Annotated in this window: 22 protein-coding genes and 1 tRNA gene; 7 read left to right on the top strand and 16 right to left on the bottom strand. The window is 63.0% G+C overall.

Annotation, left to right across the window (positions count from 1 at the left end):
- Positions 1-35: 35 nt before the first annotated feature.
- The 3 genes from GXH28_RS07660 to greA form a co-directional block, all read right to left on the bottom strand.
- Entirely contained in the window at positions 36-2,258 is a 2,223-nt protein-coding gene (locus GXH28_RS07660) for an ATP-dependent helicase (protein WP_169238434.1), read from the bottom strand.
- The gene (locus GXH28_RS07655) at positions 2,255-4,414 is read right to left on the bottom strand and encodes an ATP-dependent helicase (RefSeq protein WP_169238433.1); all 2,160 of its coding nucleotides are present in this window, start codon (positions 4,412-4,414) and stop codon (positions 2,255-2,257) included. Before GXH28_RS07655 ends, GXH28_RS07660 begins: the two co-directional genes overlap by 4 nt.
- 104 nt (positions 4,415-4,518) lie before the next feature.
- A complete protein-coding gene (gene greA, locus GXH28_RS07650; protein ID WP_169238432.1) occupies positions 4,519-4,992 on the bottom strand; it encodes a transcription elongation factor GreA in 474 nt (157 codons plus the stop codon).
- A gap of 291 nt (positions 4,993-5,283) precedes the next feature.
- Between greA and GXH28_RS07645 the strand changes: the two genes are divergently transcribed.
- Both GXH28_RS07645 and menC read left to right on the top strand, forming a co-directional pair.
- Positions 5,284-6,249 (top strand): C-terminal binding protein, encoded by a 966-nt coding sequence (locus GXH28_RS07645; protein WP_169238431.1) that lies wholly within the window; start codon positions 5,284-5,286, stop codon positions 6,247-6,249.
- A 65-nt stretch (positions 6,250-6,314) separates the two neighbouring features.
- The gene (gene menC, locus GXH28_RS07640; RefSeq protein WP_169238430.1) at positions 6,315-7,439 is read left to right on the top strand and encodes an o-succinylbenzoate synthase; all 1,125 of its coding nucleotides are present in this window, start codon (positions 6,315-6,317) and stop codon (positions 7,437-7,439) included.
- 78 nt (positions 7,440-7,517) lie between these two features.
- Here the strand turns inward: menC and GXH28_RS07635 are convergent, their stop codons facing one another.
- From GXH28_RS07635 to uvrC, 4 genes are all read right to left on the bottom strand, one after another.
- Complete coding sequence (locus GXH28_RS07635; RefSeq protein ID WP_169238429.1) at positions 7,518-7,871, bottom strand: hypothetical protein; 354 nt, start codon at positions 7,869-7,871, stop codon at positions 7,518-7,520.
- A gap of 259 nt (positions 7,872-8,130) precedes the next feature.
- Positions 8,131-9,069: an alpha/beta hydrolase gene (locus GXH28_RS07630; protein WP_169238428.1), complete on the bottom strand. Its 939-nt coding sequence runs from the start codon at positions 9,067-9,069 to the stop codon at positions 8,131-8,133.
- Between the two features lie 56 nt (positions 9,070-9,125).
- Positions 9,126-9,198: transfer RNA gene (locus tag GXH28_RS07625), tRNA-Ile, on the bottom strand.
- Between the two features lie 42 nt (positions 9,199-9,240).
- Positions 9,241-11,166 (bottom strand): excinuclease ABC subunit UvrC, encoded by a 1,926-nt coding sequence (gene uvrC / locus GXH28_RS07620; RefSeq protein WP_169238427.1) that lies wholly within the window; start codon positions 11,164-11,166, stop codon positions 9,241-9,243.
- Between the two features lie 63 nt (positions 11,167-11,229).
- Between uvrC and GXH28_RS07615 the strand changes: the two genes are divergently transcribed.
- The 3 genes from GXH28_RS07615 (at position 11,230) to GXH28_RS16960 (ending at position 13,085) form a co-directional block, all read left to right on the top strand.
- Complete coding sequence (locus tag GXH28_RS07615) at positions 11,230-11,916, top strand: phosphoribosylanthranilate isomerase (protein ID WP_169238426.1); 687 nt, start codon at positions 11,230-11,232, stop codon at positions 11,914-11,916.
- A gap of 163 nt (positions 11,917-12,079) precedes the next feature.
- The gene (locus GXH28_RS07610) at positions 12,080-12,886 is read left to right on the top strand and encodes a hypothetical protein (protein ID WP_169238425.1); all 807 of its coding nucleotides are present in this window, start codon (positions 12,080-12,082) and stop codon (positions 12,884-12,886) included.
- A 4-nt stretch (positions 12,887-12,890) separates the two neighbouring features.
- A complete protein-coding gene (locus GXH28_RS16960) occupies positions 12,891-13,085 on the top strand; it encodes an alpha/beta fold hydrolase (protein ID WP_169238464.1) in 195 nt (64 codons plus the stop codon).
- Here the strand turns inward: GXH28_RS16960 and GXH28_RS07600 are convergent.
- The 7 genes from GXH28_RS07600 to GXH28_RS07570 form a co-directional block, all read right to left on the bottom strand.
- A complete protein-coding gene (locus GXH28_RS07600) occupies positions 13,071-14,321 on the bottom strand; it encodes a DUF362 domain-containing protein (RefSeq protein WP_169238424.1) in 1,251 nt (416 codons plus the stop codon). The genes GXH28_RS16960 and GXH28_RS07600 overlap by 15 nt on opposite strands.
- 8 nt (positions 14,322-14,329) lie before the next feature.
- A complete protein-coding gene (locus tag GXH28_RS07595) occupies positions 14,330-15,109 on the bottom strand; it encodes an SDR family NAD(P)-dependent oxidoreductase (RefSeq protein WP_169238423.1) in 780 nt (259 codons plus the stop codon).
- A gap of 21 nt (positions 15,110-15,130) precedes the next feature.
- Positions 15,131-15,577 carry a type VII toxin-antitoxin system HepT family RNase toxin gene (gene hepT, locus GXH28_RS07590; protein WP_169238422.1) on the bottom strand — a complete coding sequence of 149 codons (447 nt, stop codon included), beginning with the start codon at positions 15,575-15,577 and terminating at the stop codon, positions 15,131-15,133.
- On the bottom strand, positions 15,561-16,007 hold the full coding sequence (gene mntA, locus GXH28_RS07585; protein WP_169238421.1) for a type VII toxin-antitoxin system MntA family adenylyltransferase antitoxin: 447 nt from the start codon (positions 16,005-16,007) through the stop codon (positions 15,561-15,563). The genes hepT and mntA overlap by 17 nt, the downstream gene beginning before the upstream one ends.
- A 33-nt stretch (positions 16,008-16,040) precedes the next feature.
- On the bottom strand, positions 16,041-17,066 hold the full coding sequence (locus GXH28_RS07580) for a zinc-dependent alcohol dehydrogenase (protein ID WP_169238420.1): 1,026 nt from the start codon (positions 17,064-17,066) through the stop codon (positions 16,041-16,043).
- 174 nt (positions 17,067-17,240) lie between these two features.
- Complete coding sequence (locus tag GXH28_RS07575) at positions 17,241-17,390, bottom strand: hypothetical protein (protein ID WP_169238419.1); 150 nt, start codon at positions 17,388-17,390, stop codon at positions 17,241-17,243.
- A gap of 219 nt (positions 17,391-17,609) precedes the next feature.
- The gene (locus GXH28_RS07570) at positions 17,610-18,617 is read right to left on the bottom strand and encodes a TIM barrel protein (protein WP_169238418.1); all 1,008 of its coding nucleotides are present in this window, start codon (positions 18,615-18,617) and stop codon (positions 17,610-17,612) included.
- A 69-nt stretch (positions 18,618-18,686) separates the two neighbouring features.
- On the opposite strand from GXH28_RS07570, the gene rpe reads away from it, so the two are divergent.
- Complete coding sequence (gene rpe / locus GXH28_RS07565) at positions 18,687-19,349, top strand: ribulose-phosphate 3-epimerase (RefSeq protein WP_169238417.1); 663 nt, start codon at positions 18,687-18,689, stop codon at positions 19,347-19,349.
- 23 nt (positions 19,350-19,372) lie between these two features.
- Here rpe and glk read toward each other — a convergent pair whose 3' ends face one another.
- Positions 19,373-20,362, bottom strand: a complete 990-nt coding sequence (glk, locus tag GXH28_RS07560; RefSeq protein ID WP_169238416.1) for a glucokinase — start codon at positions 20,360-20,362, stop codon at positions 19,373-19,375.
- A gap of 96 nt (positions 20,363-20,458) precedes the next feature.
- Between glk and GXH28_RS07555 the strand changes: the two genes are divergently transcribed.
- A complete protein-coding gene (locus tag GXH28_RS07555) occupies positions 20,459-20,704 on the top strand; it encodes a DUF2905 domain-containing protein (RefSeq protein ID WP_169238415.1) in 246 nt (81 codons plus the stop codon).
- A 16-nt stretch (positions 20,705-20,720) separates the two neighbouring features.
- Here GXH28_RS07555 and GXH28_RS07550 read toward each other — a convergent pair whose 3' ends face one another.
- The gene (locus GXH28_RS07550; RefSeq protein ID WP_169238414.1) at positions 20,721-23,474 is read right to left on the bottom strand and encodes a bifunctional acetate--CoA ligase family protein/GNAT family N-acetyltransferase; all 2,754 of its coding nucleotides are present in this window, start codon (positions 23,472-23,474) and stop codon (positions 20,721-20,723) included.
- Between the last annotated feature and the right edge of the window lie 8 nt (positions 23,475-23,482).

Below are 23,482 nucleotides of genomic sequence, written 5' to 3'. Positions count from 1 at the left end.
ACTTACCCGTCGGGCCACAAGCACACACGAGTAGTTTACCCAGCCTGACGCAACACTTCGCGCACAGCCAATGCAACGCGATGATCGCGTTCCATACGCCGGCGACTATAGCTGATGAACAGATCGGTCCGCGCCCGCGTGACGCCGACATACAGCAAGCGCAGCCGCTCCGCGACATATTCGATGCGCGCCTGGCGCACCAGCTCAGCGTCGGCCCGACTCGCCGCGCCATCGGCAAGCGCCTCTAATTGGAGGCGCGCCTCCAGGGCCGGATCGCACCCGGCGAGGCACCAAGCCCGCCCGCGATACTCGCCCGACGCGTCGTGCGGAAACTCGACCTCGTCCACGCAGGTGAGATACACGCGATCCCACTCCAACCCTTTGGCTTTGTGCATGGTCGTCACCGTGATCTGACCGCCCACCGGCTGGAATCCGGCCTCGATGAGTGAGCCGCTGAAGTATCGCTGGCGATTGCCGGCGATCTCATCGAGTTCGCGGGCGACATCCGCCAAAGACGCATCAGGGGGAAACGCCGTGTCACGGCGCAGGCTCAACGCCAAGCTGTGCGCGATTGCCAAGTCGTTCTCTCGCGTGAAAAGCTGTTGAGCGATGGCGAGGATGAGTTGATCCACCGGCAGCACACTGGCCCGCAACCAGCGCGCCGTGAGCGCCGCCAGCGCATAGACCTCGCGCGCCTCGTCTTCGCGCAGGGCCAAGCCGACCGGCAGAGCCGGCGCTGCATCGGACAGCGGGAAGAGCAGTCGCTCGGGCCGCGCACTTCGCAGCAGCGCTTTCACGCGATGGTCGCGCGCGTCGCCGGTCGGCCCGACGCCGGCCTCGATCATCGCCGCGCGCAAGTCCACCAGCGCGTTCATGTTCGTGGGTTGGCTACAAAAGCGCACCGCCTGGGCCAAGACGCGCGCCACGTCGCGCACAGGTTGCGGATTGCGCAGTTGGTCTTGATACAGCTTGCGCTGTGGGTAGCGCGTTTGTATCTCTTCCAGCGCCCGCACGATGCGCTGGCCGAAGTAATGGGTCGGCGAAAGGATGGCGCAGGTGCGGTCGAGTGCGTCTAGGACAAACCGAACGGCGCTCTGGGCTACCTTCTGCGCCTCGGCATCCTCGTCGTCGAAGGACTGCAGCCGAATGCGTCCTGTGGGTGGATTCGGCTGGAGATCGCCGGGGGGCGTGGGCTGAATGATCCCATCGGCGCTGAGCGCCGCGCGCCGCACATCCGGATCCGGATGGGCATGGGTCGCCCAATCCACCAGGCGATTCGCCAGAGCGATAATCTCTGGCGCGCTGCGGCCGCTCACCGTCAACGGCATCGCCCGCACATCGGGGCGCTCCTTGAACGCGCGGAAGAAGCGCGCGTCCGACGCCGTGAACGTGGTCATGATGGCCTGGTTGGGATCGCCGACGCGCACCCAGTTGCCATGCTCGCGCGAGAGCAGCGCGAGGATCTCTTCTTGCAGTGGTGTGCTGTCCTGCGCCTCATCCTCCAGAATAAACGGCCAGCGCCGGCCCAGCCGGCGGCGAAAGTCGTCGTCGTTGTGCAGAGCGCGAATAGCCGCCCAGATCAGATCATCGAAATCCAGCCGGCCGCCGGCGCGTAGCATCTGGTCGTAGCGCTCGTAGATCGCCGCGCCGATGCGCAGGAACGGCGCAGCCCCCTGCTCCTGCGATTGGGCTTCGCGCGCCGCAATGAGCGCGCGCACCGCCGCCGGCGTTAACCGCCGGTGCTTGGCCAGCTTGGTCACCTCCGCGCCAAGGCGCACGGTGTCATCGGACCATGCGCTCTCGAGGCGGCAGCGCTGCTGTGGCGTTAAATCCGAGGGCAGAAAGCTGCGCCAGTAGTCGCGTTCTTGCTGCATAAACCAGCGCGCAGCTTCGGTCATTGTGCGGCTGTTGCTCAGCTCGTCGTCAATACGATAGTCGGAGGTCACGCCGGCGAGATCAGGACGTTCGCGCACAATCGCGTTGGCCAGGCTGTGCAGGGTAAACACGCGAAAGCCGCCATCGCTCAAGCCCAGGTCGCGCAACGCCAGACGAATGCGCGCCCGGATATTCTCCACCGCCGAGTTGGTGAAGGTGACCACCAACACCTCGGCGTCTGGGCCAACCATCCCGCGCGCCAGCAAGCGCGCCGCCAGCGCAGCCAGCGTGTGCGTCTTGCCACTGCCAGGTACGGCCAACACGGCCAGCTTGCCGCCGGCGTATTCATTGACGATGCGCGCTTGCTGGGGTCGCAGATTCATAAGCCTCGCAGCGCCTGGGCGAGCATACCGCTCTCCTCTTGTCCGGCCATAGTCAGCCTGCTGGCCGCCAAGTAGATTTTGTCGCCACAGCGAAACGCCAACCCGCCGACCAGGCGCGCCAGCAGATCGCGGCTGGCGCGCTGCTCATCGTCGTCGGTCCAGCGCATACCCGGCGACCACTCGCGTGAGAGGACATAGGGATGGGTGAGCGGCTGGTAGAAACGCTCATGCCAATTCAAGGCGTTGACGTTGAGCCAGAATTGATAGCGGGAGCGATAGTTGCCGGTGAGATACGTGTAAACCGGGGCCAGCAGGATGCTGCCTTCGGGCACATCCGGCGTCCGCTCAGGGGCGTATTCGGCAGCTAAGACATTCTGCATGAGCGCGATGACGTAGGCTTGACCCGCATCCACCCGCTCGGCCACCTCCGGCCTGGGTGGCAGACCCAACACCGACATCTCCGGCGGATGGATTGATTCACCGGTCGGCCACGACTGGAGATCGGCCTGCTCGAACGCTTCGCGGAAGGCGCGCGCCGAAGCGATCAGTTTGTCGCATCCCTCCCTGGCCTCCGCATCCTCACCGAACACGAAGCCCGGCTGGGACATCGGCCCAGCCGCCAGCTCGTACCAGAACAGGTCGAGAGGCGCCCCTTGAGCTGGGTGCCCGCCGGCCCAGATTGTCAGCCAACCTCGCAGCGCGGCGTAGCGCTCGTGAAACGGCTGCCCCACGCGATCCCACAAGCTTGGCTCATCGAGCGACGGCAGCGCGACGATGCCGCCGGGGCCACACGCGCGGCGCGCCGCGTCGGCAATCAGTTGCGCCCGCACCACGTCCAATCCGGATATCACCAACGCCAGGGCGCGCGCCAGCTCCGATGGCGAAACCGGCTGCGCCCATTCGGGATATCCTAACCGCGCGAAGGTAACCAAGGCGCGGACGAGCGGTTGGTCATGAAGCGGCCGCGAGGGACGCACCGCATGCGCGCCGACGCCGTAACGCTTTAAGCGCTCTTCCAACTCGAAACACAGCACATCCTCCACCACGGGGGCCACGACGGCGATTTCGCGCGCTGCCACGCCGGAGCGCACAAGCGCGCCGATGCGGTCGGCTACGGCTTGCACCATGGTTGCCCAATAATGCGTCGGGGCCTCGCCGTCGTATAGCTTCTCGACGGCCGAGCTGCGCAGCGCGCGTTGCGCTGCGCGCTCATTAATCGCGCGCATCAGGGCCTGGCCGAAGCGCGCCGGCGAATCCGGCGCGCCCGGTTGCAGCCTCGGGTCGGGGATCGGCGTCACTTCACACACCAACCGGAGCGCGTGCGCCGACTGCGGCGCTGCGCCCAGGTTGACCCGGAAACCTCCCGGGGTGTCCTCGGCGAGCATCGCGGTCTCAGACGTTTCCAGGAGCAGTCGCAAAAAGTCATGGATGATCGGCGCGGCTTCCTCGACGTTGTCGGCCAGCACATGGCGATAGCGCGCCGCGACATACTCGCGGTAGAAGTCGGCAGCCAGGAGATGCGCTCTGAACAGCTCCATGCCGAGCGAAAAGTCCACCAGCGCATGTTGCAGGCAAAACCGGCGAAAAGCGAGCGCGATGTCTTGCACGGCGCGATAGGCCTGCTGGCGCGGCTCGACGCCATGCCAGGCCGACGCCAACCGATCGGCCAGCTCCTCCAGTGGGAAGCCCATCGTCGCAGCGCGGTTGAGATCGTCCAGGATTTGGATGAGCAGCCGGCTGCGCGGCATACGCAGGTGCTCAAACTCGCCGATGCGGGGCGCAACGATGCGATCGAGGAGGTACTGCGCAGCCTCGACGTTCATCCAGACCGGCTCGCGGTAGGGATCGGCAAAGCCAGCGCGCAGCGCGATGCGTGGGAAGAACAAGCTCACGTGCTGCTGAGCCAACCCGAAGAACGTGTGGATCTCCGGCTGGCCAAGGCGTGCGCGCTGCGCCCGGCGCCCTTCGCGCGATGCCAGCGCAGCCTCTCGCGCAAGGGCCAGCGCCGCCTTGAAACGCTGCGCGTGCGATTCCTGAGGGACGAGGATGAGGATGCGGTCCGGACGAACGCCGCCGCCGATCAGCTCGACGAGTCGCTCGGTCAGCCGCGCCGTTTTGCCGACGCCCGGATGACCGATGAGGTAACGCTTGCTCATGCCAGGCCAATACTCTAAAACAGACAGAAACACAAAAGCCACCGCGATTGCGATGGCTCCTCTCCCGTCCGATCCGCGCAGCCGAATGCAATTTCAGATTCGGATCATCTGTTCGCGATGTGGGTGACTTTGAACTTGATCTCGCCCTCAGGCGCTTGCACAGAGACGATGTCGTTCACCTTGTGGCCAAGCAAGGCGCGGCCCAACGGCGATTCGTTGCTGATTCGCCCGTTGGCCGGATCGGCTTCGGCTGAACCAACGATGATGTAGTGCTCTTTGTGGCCGGAGCCGAGCTCGGTGATGGTCACCTTGCTCCCCAGACGCACCTCATTCGATGGACCCTTGTTCTCAATCAGCACAGCATTGGCAAGGATGGTCTCGATCTCCAGAATGCGCCCCTCAACAAAGGCCTGCTCATTCTTGGCATCCTCATACTCGGGATTCTCCTCGACCTCACCCTCGGCCATCGCGTCATGCAATCGCTGAGCGACCTCGGCCCGGCGAACGGTCTTCAGATACTCCAGCTCTTCTTCGAGCCGCTTCAAACCTTCTGGAGTGAGATATTCCTGTTCAATCATCGCATATCCCTACCTTGTGGCCGATCTGCGTCAGCGCAGTTGATACCGGCTACGACTCACAAGCATGTGTCCTCTCTTGGGACAACCAGTGTCACACGGCAACGTCAGAATTAAAATAGAGGCGCCGCATGAACGCCCCTACCCTCATCGTGCGAATTATAGCGGAACCGGAGTATACCCGATCCACCGGGGGTTGACAAGGATGAGCTTCACATAATAATGGTTATTGAGGTCTGGATTCGACTGACTTCGTGGTTGTAGCATTTACGAATCCCGCGAACGGTTTATTTTATGCATAAAGTAGTTGTCACCGATCACACATTTCCCTCGCTCGATCCAGAACGCAGCGTGCTGGCCGGCCTGGCAGAAGTGATAGACCGCAGCCCACTGCGCACGGAGGACGATGTGATCGAGGCCGCGCACGACGCCGATGCGCTGATCATCGGCTTCGTGCCTATCACGGCGCGCGTGATGGATGCCCTGCCCCGGCTGCGCTGCGTCGTGCGCTACGGCGTCGGCTACGAGACGATAGACGTGCCGGCCGCTGCCGCGCGCGGCATTCAGGTCGCCAACGTGCCGGATTATTGCATTCCTGAAGTGGCCGATCACACCATGGCGCTGCTGCTGGCGCTGGCGCGCAGGGTGATCCCGCTCGATGCAAGCGTGCGGCGCGGCGAATGGGCGACGCTGAACACAGCGAAGCCGGCACATCGCATCGCGGGCCGGACGCTCGGTTTGATCGGCATGGGGCGCATCGGCAGCGCCGTGGCCCGGCGCGCGCTCAGCTTCGGGATGCGCGTGATCGTGCACGACAAGTATCTCTCGCCGGAGCGCGCGCAGGCGGCGGGGGCGGCATTGGCCGACCTCGACGTGCTGCTGCACGAAGCAGATTTCATCTCCATCCACACGCCGCTCACGCCGGAGACGCGCCACCTCATCAACGCTGAAGCGATCGGCAAGATGAAGCCCGGCGCCTATCTCATCAACGTAGCGCGCGGGGCAATCGTGGACACGCTGGCGCTGGCGGACGCATTGCAAATGGGCAAACTTGCCGGCGCAGCGCTCGACGTGTTCGAGCAGGAGCCGCTGCCCGCCGACCACCCCATCCGCAACGCGCCGAACGTCATCCTTCATCCGCACGCTGCCTGGTATTCCGAAGAGGCGCTGACCCAACTGCAGGTCAACGCCGCCGAGGAGGTGGCCCGCGCCCTGCGCGGCGAGCCGCTGAGGAATCCGCTCACGCCGGCGAGGCTATGATGAATACTGGATTGATCGTTGACGGTGACAACTCACAACAGACACAACTTGCGTCCCCACTCGCCATGAACATCGAACGCATCGAACTCTTCCACATCCGCATTCCACTCGTCGCCCCGTTCGAGACCAGTTTCGGCGTGACCACCGACCGCGAGAGCATCCTGGTGCGTATCACGGCCGATGACGTGACCGGTTGGGGCGAGAGCGTGGCCGACGCTGACCCTGGCTACTCCTACGAGACCATCACGACCAACTGGCACGTGATGACCGGCTATCTCATCCCAGCGCTGTTCAACGCGCCCATCGGCGACCCACGCGAGGCGCCCATGCGCTTCAGCCGCGTGCGCGGCCACAACATGGCCAAAGCCGCGCTGGAAGCAGCGCTGTGGGACATCGCCGCGCAACAGGCCGGCTTGAGTCTGCGCGACTACATCGGCCAGTTGACCGGCCGACGGATGAAAGACCGCATCATCGTCGGTGTGAGCATCGGCATCCAACCGACGACCGAGAAGCTGCTCGAGCGAATCGAGAGCTTCCTGCAGTACGGCTATCTGCGCGTCAAGATGAAGATCAAGCCGGGACGCGACCTACACGACGTGCGCGCGGTCCGCGCTGCCTTCCCCGATCAGATGCTGATGGTGGACGCCAACAGCGCCTATACGCTGCAGGATGCCGAGCTGTTCAGGCAGATGGATGACTTGAACCTGCTGATGATCGAGCAGCCGCTGGGCTACGACGATATCTACGAGCACAGCAAGTTGCAGCCTCAGCTCAAAACGCCGATCTGCCTGGATGAGAGCATCCACACACCCGACCACGCCCGCATGGCCATCGAGCTGGGCGCATGCAAGATCATCAACATCAAGCAAGGGCGCGTGGGCGGGCTGACGCACGCGATCGCCCTGCACGACGTCTGCGAAGCGCACAACGTCCCGGTGTGGTGCGGCGGCATGCTCGAGACCGGCATCGGCCGCGCATTGAACCTAGCGCTGGCAGCACTGCCCAACTTCACGCTCCCCAGCGACCTGAGCGCGAGCAACCGCTACTACAACCCGGATGTGATCGAGCCTCCCTTCGAGATCAACAGCGACGGGACGCTCAGTGTGCCGACCGGCTTGGGTCTCGGCGTTAGCGTTGTGCCGGAGCGTCTGCGCAAGATCACCCTGCGTCACGAGGTCTTCGAGCGGTAGCGCGCAAACGCAGGACGCCGAGCGAGGAGGACGCAGGCGGCGCTTTTCGTGCGCAGCCGGGATGCGCGATTTGCCGTCTTACTCTGGCTTGGCTGCACTCATGCCAACCGGCTCGCCGTTAGCCGTCTGCTGGGCAGACCCTTCACCCGGCTTCACCTCTTGGGCCGGTTGGGCGCGCTTGGCAATCTCCTCATTCAGCTTGTGAAGCACATCCGCCAGCCCGGCCTGCATCTCGTTGAGGATCTGCGGACCGTGCGCAGTCTCCCAGGCCTCCTTCACGCCCTGCTTGAGGTTGGTCGCCACCTTATCGGCGCGCACCTTCTCGACCATCTCGTTCATGCGCGCGTTCAGCCGCTCCAAGTTGGCCGTGATCTCGCGCTCGATGCTCTTGCGTTCGTCCGACTCCCACACCGCGCGGAAGAGATTGCTCAAATTCTCTCCCAGCTTGTTGAGTTCATGCGCGATTGAGGACCGTTGCGTATTCTGCTCAGACATTCAAATCACCTCCCGACCGAAAGCATGCTTACAGTAGGGTAATCATGCCGGACGTTTATTTGATTTTTACAAGCGCCGATTCGAGTTGGGCCATAGGCCCCATTTTGAGCGAAGGGCATGGGCAACCTATATCGCGGGCAGATGCAGACCATGCCTGCGCCTGCCCTGTCTCGCCGCTGCGGAGAAATACACCCGTTCATGGCGAGGAGGTGTGCACGAGTTTGGCCGCCAGCCAGTCGGCCATCTGCGTCACTTCCTTGTCAAAGAGGATGACGCTGAGATGGGTGGCTTGCGCAACGAGGAGCAACTCGCGCTCCGGCTCAGACGCCTCGTATAGCCATTTGGCATTGATGGGCGGCACGGCCACATCACACTTGCCATGAACGAACATTTTAGAACGCCGACCGATTGCGCGGACGGCCTGCGGGGCGTCGAAGCGCGCGATCATGTCATACAAGCTCTCGCCAAACCACGCGCCTTTTACGCTCCGCCATTCGGCCCACATCTTGCGCAGCGACTGGTAGCGCAGCAACGCCAGATTACGCGGCAGACACACCAACCCGAGCAACTCACGGGCAATGGTCACGGGCGTCACCGGCGGCAGCTTCACCGGCGTAGAGATCGTGACCAACGCCATCACGCGCTCATCATGCGCTGCGAGGTCCAGCGCTTGATTGCCGCCGAAGCTGATGCCGATAGCGCCGACGCGCTGCACGCCGGGCTGGGCGCACAGCCAGTCCAGCGCAGCGCGCGCCGCGCGACGGGCGTTGTCCACCGTGCAAGGCACGGACACAAAATCGCCGTGTCCGGGTGGGTCCACGGTGAGCACGGCGATGTTGCGCTCGAGCAACCGACGAAAGAGCAGCCACTTGAACGCGTGGCGGTTGTCACCGGCGCCACAGATGAGCAGGGCGACGGCGCCGCTCCATGTATGGGGCTGCAGCCATGTGCCCGGCTGGCGCGCATTCGCCGCCTGACGACACCACTGCGCAGCCCGCTCAGGCGGCACGCCAAACTGCCGGATGAGCGTTTGCGGCACTGCGAGCTGAGCCGGTGGAATCTCAACCGTGCGAACTGAATAGGACGCTTCTTCCGGCGGCGCGAGAAAGCGCTGCGTGAGCGTAACGACCGGCATGGACGCGCTGGGGCGAGCGATATGGCTTCAAAAGGCCACGGCAGCTCGCCCCGGCATGGGCCCGGCTGGATTCGAACCAGCGACCAATCGGTTATGAGCCGACTGCTCTCACCGCTGAGCTACAGGCCCTGCTTCAGCATGATACCAGACCATAGGCTTTCCGCGGGCGGGTTAACCGCCCAGCCCCTCCTTGATCGCCTCGGCCACGGGTCGGGGCACCACTTTGGCCAGCTCTTCCACGCTCGCCGCTCGGATCGCCTCGATCGAGCCAAAGGTCGTGAGCAGCTTCTTCCGGCGCGCCGGGCCAACGCCCGCCAGCGCGTCGAGCTGTGAGGCCAGGCCGATCTTCTCGCGCTGCCGACGGTGGCCGGTGATGCCGAAGCGATGCGCCTCGTCGCGGATGCGCTGCACGAGGAAGAAGCTCTGGGCGTTGCGCGGCAACAAGATCGGGTCGGCCCTGCCAGGCCGGAAGATTTCTTCCTTCTGCTTGGCCAGTGATGCGACAGGCACAATATGAGCCAGTTCAAACTCACGCAGCACTTCGACGGCGACGCCGAGCTGCCCTTTGCCGCCGTCAATGATGACCAGGTCGGGCAGCAAGGCCCAGCTCGCGTCATCCCTTTGCCTCAGACCTGGGGACGGCGAGGCAAGGGGGACAAGAGGCCGTGCATCTTGCGGCTGTGCCCCATCCCCTTGCCCTGGGTTTCCGCCGTGAGCGTCCTGCCATCGCTGAAACCGTCGCCGCAGCATCTGCCGCAGACTCTCGAAGTCGTTCGGGCCGGCAATGTCCCTAATGTTGAAGCGGCGATAGTCGCTCTTCTTCGGCACGCCGTGCACAAACACCACCAGGCTGCCGACGATAGCCGCGCCCTGGGTGTTGCTGATGTCGTAGCACTCGATGCGCGCCGGCAGGCGAGGCAAGTCAAGCGCTTCCTGCAGCTCCTTTAACACTGCTTCTTGGCGCACGCTGTCCTCGCGCCATTGCGCCTTCAACGTCGCGAGCTGTTCCTGGGCGTTCTGCCGCGCCAGCTCGACCAAGCTGGCGTCGGCGCCGGCCTGCGGAGCGCGAATCTTCACCGCTGTGCCGCGCTTTTGCTTCAACCAGTTTTCGATGATGTTAGCCTCTTCGACCATTGTCGGCAACAGCACCTCCGGCGGCACATAGGCCGCCTCGTCGTAGAAGCGCTTGATGAACGCGTCGAGCACGCTTTGATCGTCTTCGCCTTCCGCGCCGTCAAGCACGAAGTATTCTTGGCCCAGCAGCTTGCCGCCGCGGATGAAGAGCACCTGCACACAGGTCTCGCCTTCATCGCGCGCAAAGGCGATCACATCTTGATCGGTGCCGGCGCTGCTGACGATGCGTTGCTTCTCGACCACGTGCTCCAGCGCTTTGAGCTGGTCGCGGTATTCGGCTGCTTTCTCGAACTGATAAGCGCTGGATGCGCGCTCCATGCGCGCGCGCACGTCGGCGATCACTTGCTCGCTCTTGCCCTCGAGGAAATCGCACAGGCGCTGAATGTTGGCGCGGTATTCAGCCCGGCTGATGGCGCCGATGCATGGGCCGCTGCACAGTTTGATGTCGTAATACAAGCAGGCGCGCGCGTCGTGACCGGTGATCACGCGGTCACAGTTCAAGAAGGGGAACATCTTGCGCAGCGCGTCGCGCGTGGCATATACCGCTTTGGCGCTGGAATACGGCCCGTAATAGCGCGCTCCGTCGCGTTCAATCCGCCGCGTGACCGTCACAGTCGGGAAGTCATCCTGCCATGTCACCTTGAGATATGGATAGCGCTTGTCGTCCTTCAGGCGGATGTTGTAGCGCGGGCGATGTTTCTTGATCAGCTCGGCTTCCTGAATCAGCGCCTCCAGCTCACTGCCGCGCACGACGAATTCAATGCGCGCGATTTCCTTCACCAGCCGCGCCGTCTTTGGGTTGAACGCCCAGGTGTGGGGATTAAAATAGGAGCGCACGCGGCTGCGCAAGTTCACTGCCTTGCCGACGTAGATGACCTCGCCCCGGCTGTCGTAGAAAAGATAGCAGCCGGGCAGCGCCGGCAGATTCCTGACGGTCGCCTCCAGATGCTCAGGTATAGCCATACGCGCAAATTTTAGCCATCGCCAGACGGCGTCGCCCCGGCCCTTGCGCTATAGTCGTCGAGAATGACGGTCGTCAAAATCTGCGGCATCACCAATCTGGACGACGCGCTGTGCGCCATAGATGCAGGCGCAGACCTGCTCGGCTTCATCTTCTACTCCAAGAGTCCACGCGCGGTGACTTTGGAGATTGCGCGCGAGATCATCGCCGGCATCAGGGGCAAGGGCGTAGAGACAGGCCATGGGGGATTGGGCAGTCAAGCGTCGGGGGTCCGATGCGTCGGCGTGTTTGTCAACGAATCGCCGGCCGACATGCTGCGCGTGCTGGATGAAGTCGGCCTGGACTTCGCGCAGTTGAGCGGCAGAGAGCCACCCGACGACCTGGCGGCGATGGGCGGTCGCGCCTACAAAGCTATCCGCGAGTGGGACGACGCCGGTGCCGCATTTGCTCAATCGTCGGGCGCAAACCCTCACCTGCCAGACCTTCTTCTCGACGCCAATCACGCCACGCTCTACGGCGGCAGCGGCCAGCGCGCTGATGCATCGCTGGCGCTAAGCCTGGCCCGACGCTACCGCTTGCTGCTCGCCGGCGGCCTCACACCCGACAACGTAGCCGATGTTATTCGTACGGTTCGACCGTGGGGCGTGGACGTCGCCAGCGGCGTCGAGGCATCGCCGGGTAAGAAAGACCATGCCAAAGTGCGCGCGTTCGTCGCCGCGGCGAAAGCAGCACTCAGCCCCGAGGCGGCATGAGATGGCGCGCTATTTCGGGATGAGCGCGTTCAGAATCGGCTCGTTCCATAGGTGGTCGGTGTGTCCATAGGGATCGGTGTTACGCATCACCGCTTTACATGCGCCCAGCAATCTTCAACTGAACGCCAGCCCCTTTTGCAGCCATACCATGTAGAATGTACGCGTGCAGTTGGAATCACGGCGCGAATTGACCGAGCGTCAACTCAAGCCTTACTTTTCAGCGGAGCAAGCGTCGGTGCTGGCTCAGGTCATCACCGACGCCTACCAAGACCTGGTCAAGACCAGCGACTTCAACGAACTGAAGGCGATCGTGCGTGAACTCGCCGAGGCGCAGAAGCGCACCGAGCAGCAAGTCGAAGAGCTGGTCGAAGCACAGAAGCGCACCGAGCAGCAAGTCGAAGAGCTGGCCGAGGCGCAGAAGCGCACCGAGCAGCAAGTCGAAGAGCTGGCCGAGGCACAGAAGCGCACCGAGCAACGGGTAGATACGCTGGCCTTGCGCATGGAAGAATTGGCCGAGGCACAAAGGCAAACGGCTGACGAAATCCGCATCCTGGCCCGCGGCCTGAACGAGACCCGCACCGAACTAGGCGGGCTGTCGCGCAGCTTCGGCTACGCGCTGGAGAACGAGGCGTATCGCATGTTGCCGGCGTTTCTGGCAGACAAATATGGCTTGAGCGTGAGCGAACGCCTGATACGCACCGAGATCGGGGGTGAGGAGATTAACCTGTTCGGCCGGGCAAAGCGCGACGGCCAAGAGGTGCTGATCGTGGGGGAGGCCAAGCTGCAACTGGCAAATCCGCAGCGGGAGGAGGAGGCGCTGGCGCAACTGGCAGACAAAGTGGCGGTTGTCAGGAAGGCCATGCCGAAAATGGAGGTGGTGCCGCTGCTGATCACCCACTACGCGCGGCCGGCGTTTTTGGCGCGCGCCAAAGCCCAGGGCATCATCGTCGCACAGAGCTACGAGTGGTAGAGCGATCGTCGCACCCGATGCGCGCGGGCACGGCCTCTCCAACGCGCCGGAGCGCGGCTATGCCGCCGCCGATCACGCCGCCGACGTGGCTGCGCTCATCCGCGCGCTCGAATTGAACCGGCCTATCGTGATGGGGCACTCGATGGGTGGCGCGGTCGCCACACCGGTCGCTGCGCAACACTCTCTACGCCGACTCTAGCGCACGGATTTCGTCGAGTGTGCGCTCGTACACCTCGAAGTGTTCGCCCTCAGCCTCGTCGGGATCCACGTATTTCATCCACATCGCTTGCTCGGGGTGATCGCCGCTCAGGATTCGGCGCGAGGCACGCACCGTGCCGCTCGGATCGTGCCACTTCACCTCACCCATTTGCAGCAGGATGTATTCACCGGCGTAGCGCCGGATGAAATCCTCGCGGTGGTCACGGTAATACAACCCTTGCTCGGCGGTCGTCTTGCGCCAACTGTGCACGATCTCCGGCGCATCGGTGATCTTGGCGAAGAACGGCTTGTCGCCTACCGGGGCCGTCACCTCGCTGACAAAGTCCATCTCGTCCAGGTTCACCGTGCCAAAGCCGCTTTCGGCCGCGACGCGCAGCGCGTTGCGGTCGCGGTGAAACGGCTCGGTCTTCCAGTCACCACGCGCAGGATCGTGCCCCATCAGGTATGCGCCGACGGCGTCGGTCGCCACGACGTGATCGCCGGCGATGAGCGTGTTGGCGATGCGCATTTCCTCGCCCCTGCCCCATTCCTCGCCGGCTTGGCACACCAAACCATCAATGATGTTGAGCGCCGGGTCGTAGAGCCGGCCGAGGTCGGCCAACACGTAGGGCATACGCACCAAGTGATGGTAATACGTGCGCGGCCGGCCCAGCGGCTCGGTCGGCATCAGGCCGAAGAGGTTCTTCATGCACAGCGTCACGCCCATGAAGGCGTGATTCTTCAGCTTTTGCACGCTCACCCAAGCGTCCATGTCGGCGAATTCGCGCGTCACCGGGTAGCGATCAAACATCAGGCCGCCGCCGGGCACGGATGCCCAGACCACATCCACGTTGCCGTCAATGTAGGTCACGTCGAACTCGCGCAGCACATGGCGCAGTTGCGTGGTGTCCTCATCCTTCGCCTGCGGCACATACTTGCGGTAGAAGCTCACATCCACGCAATACAACTGGGCGGAAGTGTTCTCTCGCAACAGGCGCAGTGTGGCTCGCGCCACGCAGTCGCTCACGAGTTGCACGCGATGGTGGTGGAAGGTGATGTGATGGCGCGCCTCTTTGTCCTGGTTGAACTTGATGGCAATACGCCGGGCGTTGCGCAGCTTATCCCAAGCGCGCGTCAGCGGCTGCGTAGCGCGCTTGAGCGCCTGATAGACCGTCTCATCGTCGGCGCGCCAGTCGCAGTGCACAGCTCGCACGACGGGTTTCAGGGAAGTCGCCATAGCCACAGTCACTCATCCAGGCGCGTCTCGTAGAGCGCGCTGATGCCGCCGTCAATCAAGATCGGCACGCCGTTGAGGAAGCCATTCTCGCCGCCCAGGATGTGAACGATGGTGGCAGCGATCTCCTCGGGCCGGCCGCCGCGTTTGAGCGGATACACGCCCTCGCTGCGATAGCGCGCCGCCGCCGGATCGGGGAACGTGTTGAAGTACTCGATGGCCAGGTTGGTCAAGATCAAGCCGGGCTGGATGGCCACCGACCGAATGTTGTCCTTGCCCCATTCCAACGCGATGGACTTGGTGAGCGCGACGAGCATGGCTTTGGCGACGTTATAGGGGAACACGCCTGGCAGCGTGCGCTCAGCATTGATCGAAGATAGGTTGACGATGACGCCGCCGCCGGCTGCCTTGAGGTGCGGGTATGCTTCTTGGCTCAACGCCCAAGCGTGATAGAAGTTGACCCGGAAGCAGTTGTCCAGGTCCTCGAACGTCGAAGTCAGTACGCCGTGCCAAGTGTTTGCGCCGGCGTTGTTGACCAGGCCGTCCAGCCCACCGAGAAAGGCAATCGCTTCGCGCGCGAACTGCCGCGCGGCGTCTAGGTCGCGCAGGTCCACGACCTTGAAGAATGCCCGCCGGCCAGCAGACTCGATCGCGCGAATCGTCTCATCGGCGCCCTGCTCGGTCAATCCGCAGAACGCCACATCGGCGCCTTCGCGAGCCGCGCGCATCGCGACGGCCTGTCCGATGCCCATCGTCGCGCCGGTGACGATGATGCGTTTGTTCGTTAGCATATCCATGATGTCGTCCTTCGTTCAAGCTGCGCCGGCCGACCCGAGTGGCAAGCGGTCGAGCAGGGCGCGAATATAGCCTTCAATGTCGCTCAACGACGTGTGAATCGCTTCATACACCCGCGAGTTATCTACGCGCCAGTAGAGATGAACGAGCAAATTGCGGAAGCGCGCCATCCGACGCAATCGCAACGACAAGTCGTCATCAATCAACCCAAGATCGGCCAGGGCGGTGAAGCAATCGGCGTAACTTTCGGGCGCACGGCCACCTTGTCGCGACACGATGTGATTGCACAAATCAATGGCCGCCTCCGTCGCAACGATGAACAGATACTTAGCGCTTTCCGTATTGCGAAAGTCGGCTAGGAACTCTGCCTCTGGCATGGCGCCCAGTTCGCGCAGCCGATGGATGGCATCGGTTATTGCACCAACCAGTTCGCGCACACGGATGGGATCAACCTCGATCGGCATAGCGTGGGGCAGTGCGAAGATACTCCAGATACTTCATCGCGACCGGTTGGAAGTCGAGATACTCATCCCAGGTCCGGCTGAGAAAGTCGGCAAGCGCTGCCGGATCTCGTGCGAAGATCGGCTGCCCCCGACTGATGTTGTAACGAAAAGGCAGCGGCGCGTCATTGATCAATCGCACGTCCACTGGGTAAGGGATGCACTGCTCTAGCACATCTGCCAGCATGAAAATATACGCATAGCGATCCCGGCCGGCCAGTTGTGATTCGTCCACATACACGGCCACATCCACGTCGCGAAAAGGCCGACCTTCGGCAGCCGAGCCGTAGAGCATCGCAAACACGATCTCAGGCCGGCTGGAGAGATGATCAGCCAGCGCGCGCTTCAGATCGTCCAGCGCTGAATCGGATGCGGCACGCGCCCGTGGAGACATACGAAGATTTTATCGGCTTCGCCAAGCCGTCGCTCACGGCTTGATGATCGCCTTGATATCGTTGCCCTGGGCAGCCAGCATGCGTCGGAAGGCCTCGACGCCGCGCTCGAGCGGAAAGACCTCCGGCCAACTGCTCACGTCCACTTTGCCGGCAGCCATCAGTTCGAGCGCGGTTTGCATCTCTTCGAGCCTGGCGGCGTAGGTGCCGAGCACCCGCCTCTCCGATAAGGTCACATCATAGGTATCGAACGAAGTGAGGGTATTCTCGTGCAGGCCAATCCACACTGCTGCGCCGCCCGGCTGGGCGGCCTGCACTGATTGCTTCTTGGTCACAGCGGCGCCGACTGCATCAATCACCACATCCACGCCTTCGCCATCGGTCAGGTCGCGCACCGCCTGAACCACGTCCACCTCGCGCGGGTTGAAGACCTGCGCCGCACCGACGCGACGCGCCACGGTCAGGCGCACGTCGCTCAGATCGGCGGCATACGTTGTGACGCCCAGCAGCGCTTGAAATGCCTGCTGCGCCAACAGGCCGATCGGCCCTGCGCCGATGACGAGCACCGTGCGAGGTCGGAGATCTTTAACCAAATTGACCATGTGCACGCCGTTGCCCAGCGGCTCAGCGAGCGCGGCATGTTCGGCCGGCATACCGTCGGGCCACGGGATAAGCACGCGCAGCGGCACGTTGACGTATTCGGCGAAAGCGCCTGGACGGTGCATGCCGAAGATTTGGCGCCGAGCGCACAGATGCGGATCGCCGCGTTTGCAGCGGACGCACTGGCCACACGGCACAAGCGCGTTGCAGACGACCCGATCGCCAACGCGCCAGCCAACGTTCGACGCGCTCGGATGAAGCGCGACGATCTCGCCGCAGAACTCGTGCCCCATGACGAGCGGCGGCGTGCGACGCGGATTGCGATGGCGAAAAGCCTCCAGCTCGCTGCCACACACGCCCACCGCAGCGACTTTGACCAACGCCTCGCCCTCGGCCAGAACCGGCCTCGGTTGCTCGGCGATCTCCAGTGTATCCCAGGCAGGGTAGAGCAGACATTTCATACTTTTCGGTCGCTTGAAAGTCAGAAGAGAGCAGAACGTATCTCTAATCTCTAATCTCTAATCTCTAATCTCTAATCTCTAATCTCTAATCTCTAATCTCTAATCTCTAATCTCTAATCTCTAATCTCTAATCTCTAATCTCTAATCTCTAATCTCTAATCTCTAATCTTCAAATTACCAGCGCAACGCCACAGCGTGATACTGCTCTTTGTCGTTGAGCAGGCCGTCGTACATTGTCTTGGCCTCGCGCGCACGCGCGAAACGAGAGAGGATCTCATCGAGCTTCAGCCGCCCATTTTCCAACAGCGCGATCAGCAGACGCATGGCGCGCGGCACAGTGTAAGAGAACTGCTCGCGTGGCTACCAGCCGATAGCGCTGCCGTGCGCGCCGATCAACGTGATCGAGCGACCATGCTCCGTAGATTGTTGAGACAGGCATTGTGGACAACGGTGAAACGTTCGTCGGTCATCAGGTAATCGGCAACTTGGTAATGGCCATTCGCCAGCCCTCACACTGACCGGTTGCCGATGACCCGTGACCGGTCATACACCGACTAGATCGGCAAGCTCCGTCTTGAGATAGCGCACCGTGCGTTCAAGCTGGTCGCGCTCATAGCGCTCGCATTCTTCGGCGGATGCGCCGCGCTCCCAAGGCGTCTGCCAGGGCGCGTCGGCCGGCTGCATATGCCGGGCGAGAAAGCGGAACAACGGCAGCATAGCGCGAATATCACGCGGCGGATAGCCCCGCCACCATTGATCCTCATACAGCCGGATATGACGCGCATTCAACGCCGCCAGCTCAATGTGCCATGTCGCGCCCGGGGCGATCTCGCGCAGCAGCGTCAGCATCGCGCGCCAGTCAATACACCCCTCACCGATGCTGGCGCGCACCAGGTTGTAACCGCTGGGCGTGGGATGGATGGTGTAATCCTTGATGTGGACGTTGAAGATGCGCGCGCCCAATCGGCGCGCGAACTCGTATGGTTCCTCGGCTACCGCCAGCGCGTTCACCCCATCGAGCGTTACGCCGACGCGCGATCCCCCGGCTTGACACAACGCCAGCAAATCATCCGAGTTCACGTCTTGATGATTCTCGATGGCCAGCACCATGTCCAACTCATCAAGCAGCGGGCGCACGGCGAGCAGTTTCGCGATCATCTCGCGCATGTGGGCATTCCAATCCGGCGCATACATGGCGCGCGCGCCCTCGAGAAAATCGCTGACCATGCAGCGCACCACACGCGCGCCGGCGCGCTTGGCGAGCGGCAGCCAGGCGCGCGCCTGCTCCACGTCCAACACCGGCAGATCGAGCACATAGGTCATGCCGTTTGCCCGCAACAGCGCGCCAAAGCGATCCATGCCGGCCTCCGTATGATCCGGGAGGATGCTGAGCGGGAACTCGACGCCGGCCATGCCGTGCTGCGCCGCCAGCTCGACCAGATCGAGGCCGTTCATCGGGTGCGGGCAGGCGGGATGGCCGTCGCGTCTCAAAAATCCACACGTGAACGGGAAGGTGTAACAAGAGAGTCCAAAAGCGACCCGGGAGTTCACAACAAGGGCCATTATTAGCCCGGGGCGAGCGAAAGTCAAAATACGCGCTTTTGCCTACAATTCGCGCCGATGAAACTTGCCCCTTCGATCTACACAGCGGACTTCGCCCGGCTGGGCGAACAAGTTCGGGCGGCTGAGGAGGCCGGCGCCGATTGGATGCATCTCGATGTGATGGACGGCGCACTGGTGCCTAACATCACGTTTGGCCCGGCCGTCTGCGAAGCCGTGAGACGGAGCACCTTGCTGCCTTGCGAGGCCCACCTGATGGTGCAAGCGCCGGAACGCTTCTTTCAAGATTACAAAGCGGCCGGCATGCAGCGCATCACCGTGCATGTGGAGGCTTGCCCACATCTATACTCGACCATCCAAGCGTTGCGCAAGCTCGATCTACAAGTGGGCGTCGCGCTCAACCCGCTCACCCCGCTCAACGCAGTTGAGGATGCGCTGCCGCTGGTGGACCTGGTGCTGATCATGTCGGTTGAGCCCGGCTTCGGCGGACAGGCCTACATCCCTAGCGCGACCCAGCGCCTCCAGCGCATGCGCGAGATGTTGAACGCGGTCAACCCGAACGCCGAACTGGAAGTGGACGGCGGCGTGAACGTGCACACCATTCGCGATGTGCGTGATGCCGGCGCCAGCATCGCCGTGGTTGGCTCGGCGGTGTATTCGCCCAATCACAGCGTGGCCGAAGGCATCGCTGCGCTGCGCAGGGCGCTGAGGGGTGAGCTGTAACTCCGAGCGTTGAGCCTGACCCCTCAATTATCAATGCCGGCAGCCACGCGCGCTGCACCCAGCAAGCCGGCTTTGCTGTTCACGATCACGCGCACCGGGATGCGCTCCATCAACCCCGATAGGCGCCCTTTGTAGCGGAAGGTGTTCATGAACGATTCGCGTTGCAGCAATGGCAGGATGCGCGGAGGGATGCCGCCACCGAGGTAGATGCCGCCGGTCGCAATCACCGTCAGCGCCAGGTTGCCGGCCTTGGCCGCCAGCACCGAGGTGAAGATGTCCATCACGCGCGCGCACAGCGGATCGGGCGGATCGGTCAGCGCGTTGGCCACGATCACTGGGGTGGGATCCTTAGCGACAGCCAGTTGCTCGGCTACCCACGGCGATTCCTGGATATAGGCGCAATCGCGCAGGAATTGGTAAACGTTGGGAATGCCGATGCCGGAGCATACGCGCTCGTAGCTGGCCCGGCCGAATTTGCGTTGCAGGTAGCGCAGCAGTTCGTTTTCAAGTTCATTGCTGGGGGCAAAGTCGTTGTGGCCCCCTTCGGAGGGGAAGGCGCGGTAGCGGCCATCCACTTGCAACAGGAATGCCTCGCCCAGGCCCGTGCCCGGCGCGATCACACCGATGGCCCCCCCGGCCGCCGGCTGCACGTCGTTCAATAGCACAAGATCGTCCGCTTCCAACACAGGCACGGCGTTGGCGATGGCCTCCAGATCGTTGATCAGCTTCACGCTGGATAGCCCGAAGGCCTCGGCCAGCTTCGCTTCTTCCATCACCCAGGGCAAGTTGGTGATGCGCGCCACGCCGTTCAAGACCGGGCCGGCCACGCCAAAGGCAGCCCGCTCAACCCGCAAATTCGTTTTGCCCAGGAACTCCCTAACGATGGATTCGAGATCGGGATAGTTCGCGCTCACGAACGTCGCCTCAAAGAGCGGGGCGTGCATCCCCTGCGCGGACGAAAAGACCGCCAGGATCGTCTTGGTGCCGCCAACGTCACTCGCCAGGATATTCATCGTTTGCGCTCCATGCATCACGCTTCACAGCCGCGATGTCATAGCTTATCGCCCACGAGCAGAACGCGCAATTCAATCTTCGTTACAATGCTTTACATGCCCGAACTTCATCCCCTGGCTCGGCTGCTGATCTTCGGCGGGGTCGGCTTGATCGTGTTGGGGTTGCTGGTGCAACTGGCCACAAGCCTGCTGCCCGGCATCGGCCGGCTGCCCGGCGATATCGTCATCGAACGCGACAATTTCAAGCTGTATATCCCACTGGGCACAATGATCGTGCTCAGCATCACGCTCTCGATTCTTCTCAACCTGATTGCGCGGCTGTTCAACGGCGGCGGCAGGTAGTTTTGCTTCGCCTCAGCTAGACCAACAGCAGCTCGGCTTTCACCACGCCTTCGTCGGGGTGATACTTGCACGCGAAACCCACCTGCTCGCTCACGCGAATCATGCCGATGTTGTCCGGCAAAATCTCGGCTACGATGCGCTTCACACCCTCCTGCCGGCCGATCTCCACCAGCCGCCGGAGCAACTCGCGACCCAGGCCTTGACGCTGATACTCATCGCTGATCAAGATGGCGAACTCGGCCTCCTCGCCGCCGCGCAGTTTGATCAACCGCCCCACGCCGATGATGTGCGGTTTCAGCGCTGCGTCGCGCACCTCCGCCACCAGCGCCATCTCACGCTCATAGTTGATAAACGCGATGCGCGTCAGCCGCTCATGGGCGATGCGCTCGCTCAGCGGGATCAAGTGGAAGTAACGCTGATAGACGGTCTGCTCTGAAAGCGTGCAGTGGAATTCGACCAACAACGGCTCGTCCTCCGGGCGGATCGGCCGGATCGTCACCGGCGTGCCGTCGTGTAACGTCCACGGGCCGACGTACTGCACCGGATAGGGTTTGATCGCCGTGCGCGGCAGATCGGCCTCGGTCAGCTTCGGATCGTGCAACACCACGCGCGCGTCCAACGCGATCAAACGCTCCTTCGACGCCAGCAACGGGTTGATGTCAATCTCCTTGATCCAGCGCTGTTCCGCCACCAGGTAGCTGAAGCGCACCATCAGTTGCTCCAACTCGTCCAGCGGCACTGGATCACGTCCGCGCACGCCCTTCAACGCAGTGTAGATCTTCGTCTGCTCCATCATGCGCCGCGCTAGCGTCGTGTTCAACGGCGGCAAACCGAGCGTGCGATCCTTGAACACTTCCACCAATTGGCCGCCGGCGCCGAACAGCAGCACCGGCCCGAGTTGCATATCGGTTGTGCTACCCAGGATCAGTTCGTAGCCGTCCAGATTGATCATCGGCTGCACGGTCACGCCGAGGAAATCCGCCGCCTTCGCCCGCGCCGATACCGACGCGTTGATCAGCCGGTACGCATCGCGCACATCGGATGCGCTGTGCAGGTTCAGACGCACGCCGCCCACATCGGTCTTGTGCGTCACCGTCTCCGAGTGCAGCTTGAGCACGACCGGGTAGCCGATTCGCTCGGCCTGCGCGACGGCCTGATCCTCGCTCTCGGCGATGAACGTCGGCACGGTAGGGATGCCGTAAGCCGCCAGCAACTGCTTGGACTCATGCTCGGTCAACAGCGTGCGCCCGGAAGCGCGCACCTGCGCGATGATCGCCGCCGCTTGATCGCGGTGTATCGCGCGATCGTCGGCCGGAACGGGCGTCTCGTAGAGCGCGCGCAGGTTGTCGCTGTAGCGCCACATGTAGGTGAACATGCGGGCAGCCGTGTCGGGATAGCCGAACGTCGGGATGCCGGCCTCGTTCAAGATGTGCTCACCCGCTTCGACCGAATCGCCGCCCATCCAGCTTGCCAGCACCGGCTTGTCACGCAGCCGCGCATACGGGCGCAGTAATTCCGCCGTCGCCGTCGGGTCGGTCATCGCCTGCGGCGTGAGGATGACCAGCAGGCCATCACTGTTCGGATCGGCGGCAGCAATTTCGAGCGTCTGGGCGTAGCGCTCCGGCGTGGCGTCGCCCAGCACATCAATCGGGTTATTGTGGCTCCAGTGCGGCGGCAGCAGGGCGTTCAGTTTCTCCATCGTCTCCGGCGAGAGCGGCGCCAGCTCACCGCCGTTTTGGATCAGGGCGTCGGTCGTCAACACCCCGGGGCCGCCGGCGTTCGTCACCACGGTCAAGCGCGGGCCTTTGGGGCGCGGCTGCTTGGCCAGCACCTCAGCCATGTAGAAAAGGTCGGCAATGGTATTCACGCGCAACACGCCGCAGCGCCGAAAGGCGGCGTCGAGCGCGTCGTCGCTGCCAGCCAGCGAGCCGGTGTGGGATGCGGCCGCCTGAGCCGCCGCCGCCGTGCGCCCCGCCTTGATAACGATGATCGGCTTGTTCAGGGCCACCTCACGCGCGGCCGAGATGAACGAGCGCGCGTCACCGATCGTCTCCATATACATCACGATGCTGTCCGTGTTGGGGTCATCGCCCAGATAATCAATCAAATCGCCCCACCCCACATCCAGCATCGAACCTACTGAGATGAAGTAGCTGAAGCCGACCTTCTCGCGGAAGCTCCAGTCGAGCACGGCCGTGCACAACGCGCCGCTCTGGCTGATGAAGGCCACGCGGCCAGGGTTGGCGATGGCATCAGCGAAAGTGGCGTTGAGGCCGATGCGGGTGTTCATGATGCCCAAGCAGTTCGGGCCGACGATGCGCATGTGCGCCTTGCGCGCCTGCGCCAGGATCTGACGCTCCAGCTCTGCGCCCTGGGGGCCGACCTCCTTAAAGCCGGCCGAGATGATCAGCGCCGATTTCACGCCGGCGGCAACGCACTCGCCGATGATGGCAGGCACGGTCGTCGCCGGCGTGACGATCACGGCTAGATCCACTTTGGCCGGCACAGCGGCGATGTGGGGATAGGCCGGCAAGCCGAGCACCGCGTCGCGTTTGGGATTGACGGGGAAAACCGGACCGCGGAAGGTTTTCAAATTCTGCATGATCGCCAGGCCGACGCTGCCGGCTTTGTCCGTTGCGCCGATCACGGCAATCGTCCTGGGCTTGAACAACGCATCAAACGACTCGCGCTCGCGTTGTAGCGCCTCAATTGAGGTGATGACCTTTCCGGTAGGAGTTTGCGCCGTCGGCGCAGGGTCTGTCGTAGTCATCGTTTTGT

It is taken from the genome of Candidatus Roseilinea sp. NK_OTU-006, from assembly GCF_012931985.1.
Taxonomy (GTDB): domain Bacteria; phylum Chloroflexota; class Anaerolineae; order J036; family Brachytrichaceae; genus JAAFGM01.
This window is presented reverse-complemented; position numbering and strand designations above follow the sequence as displayed.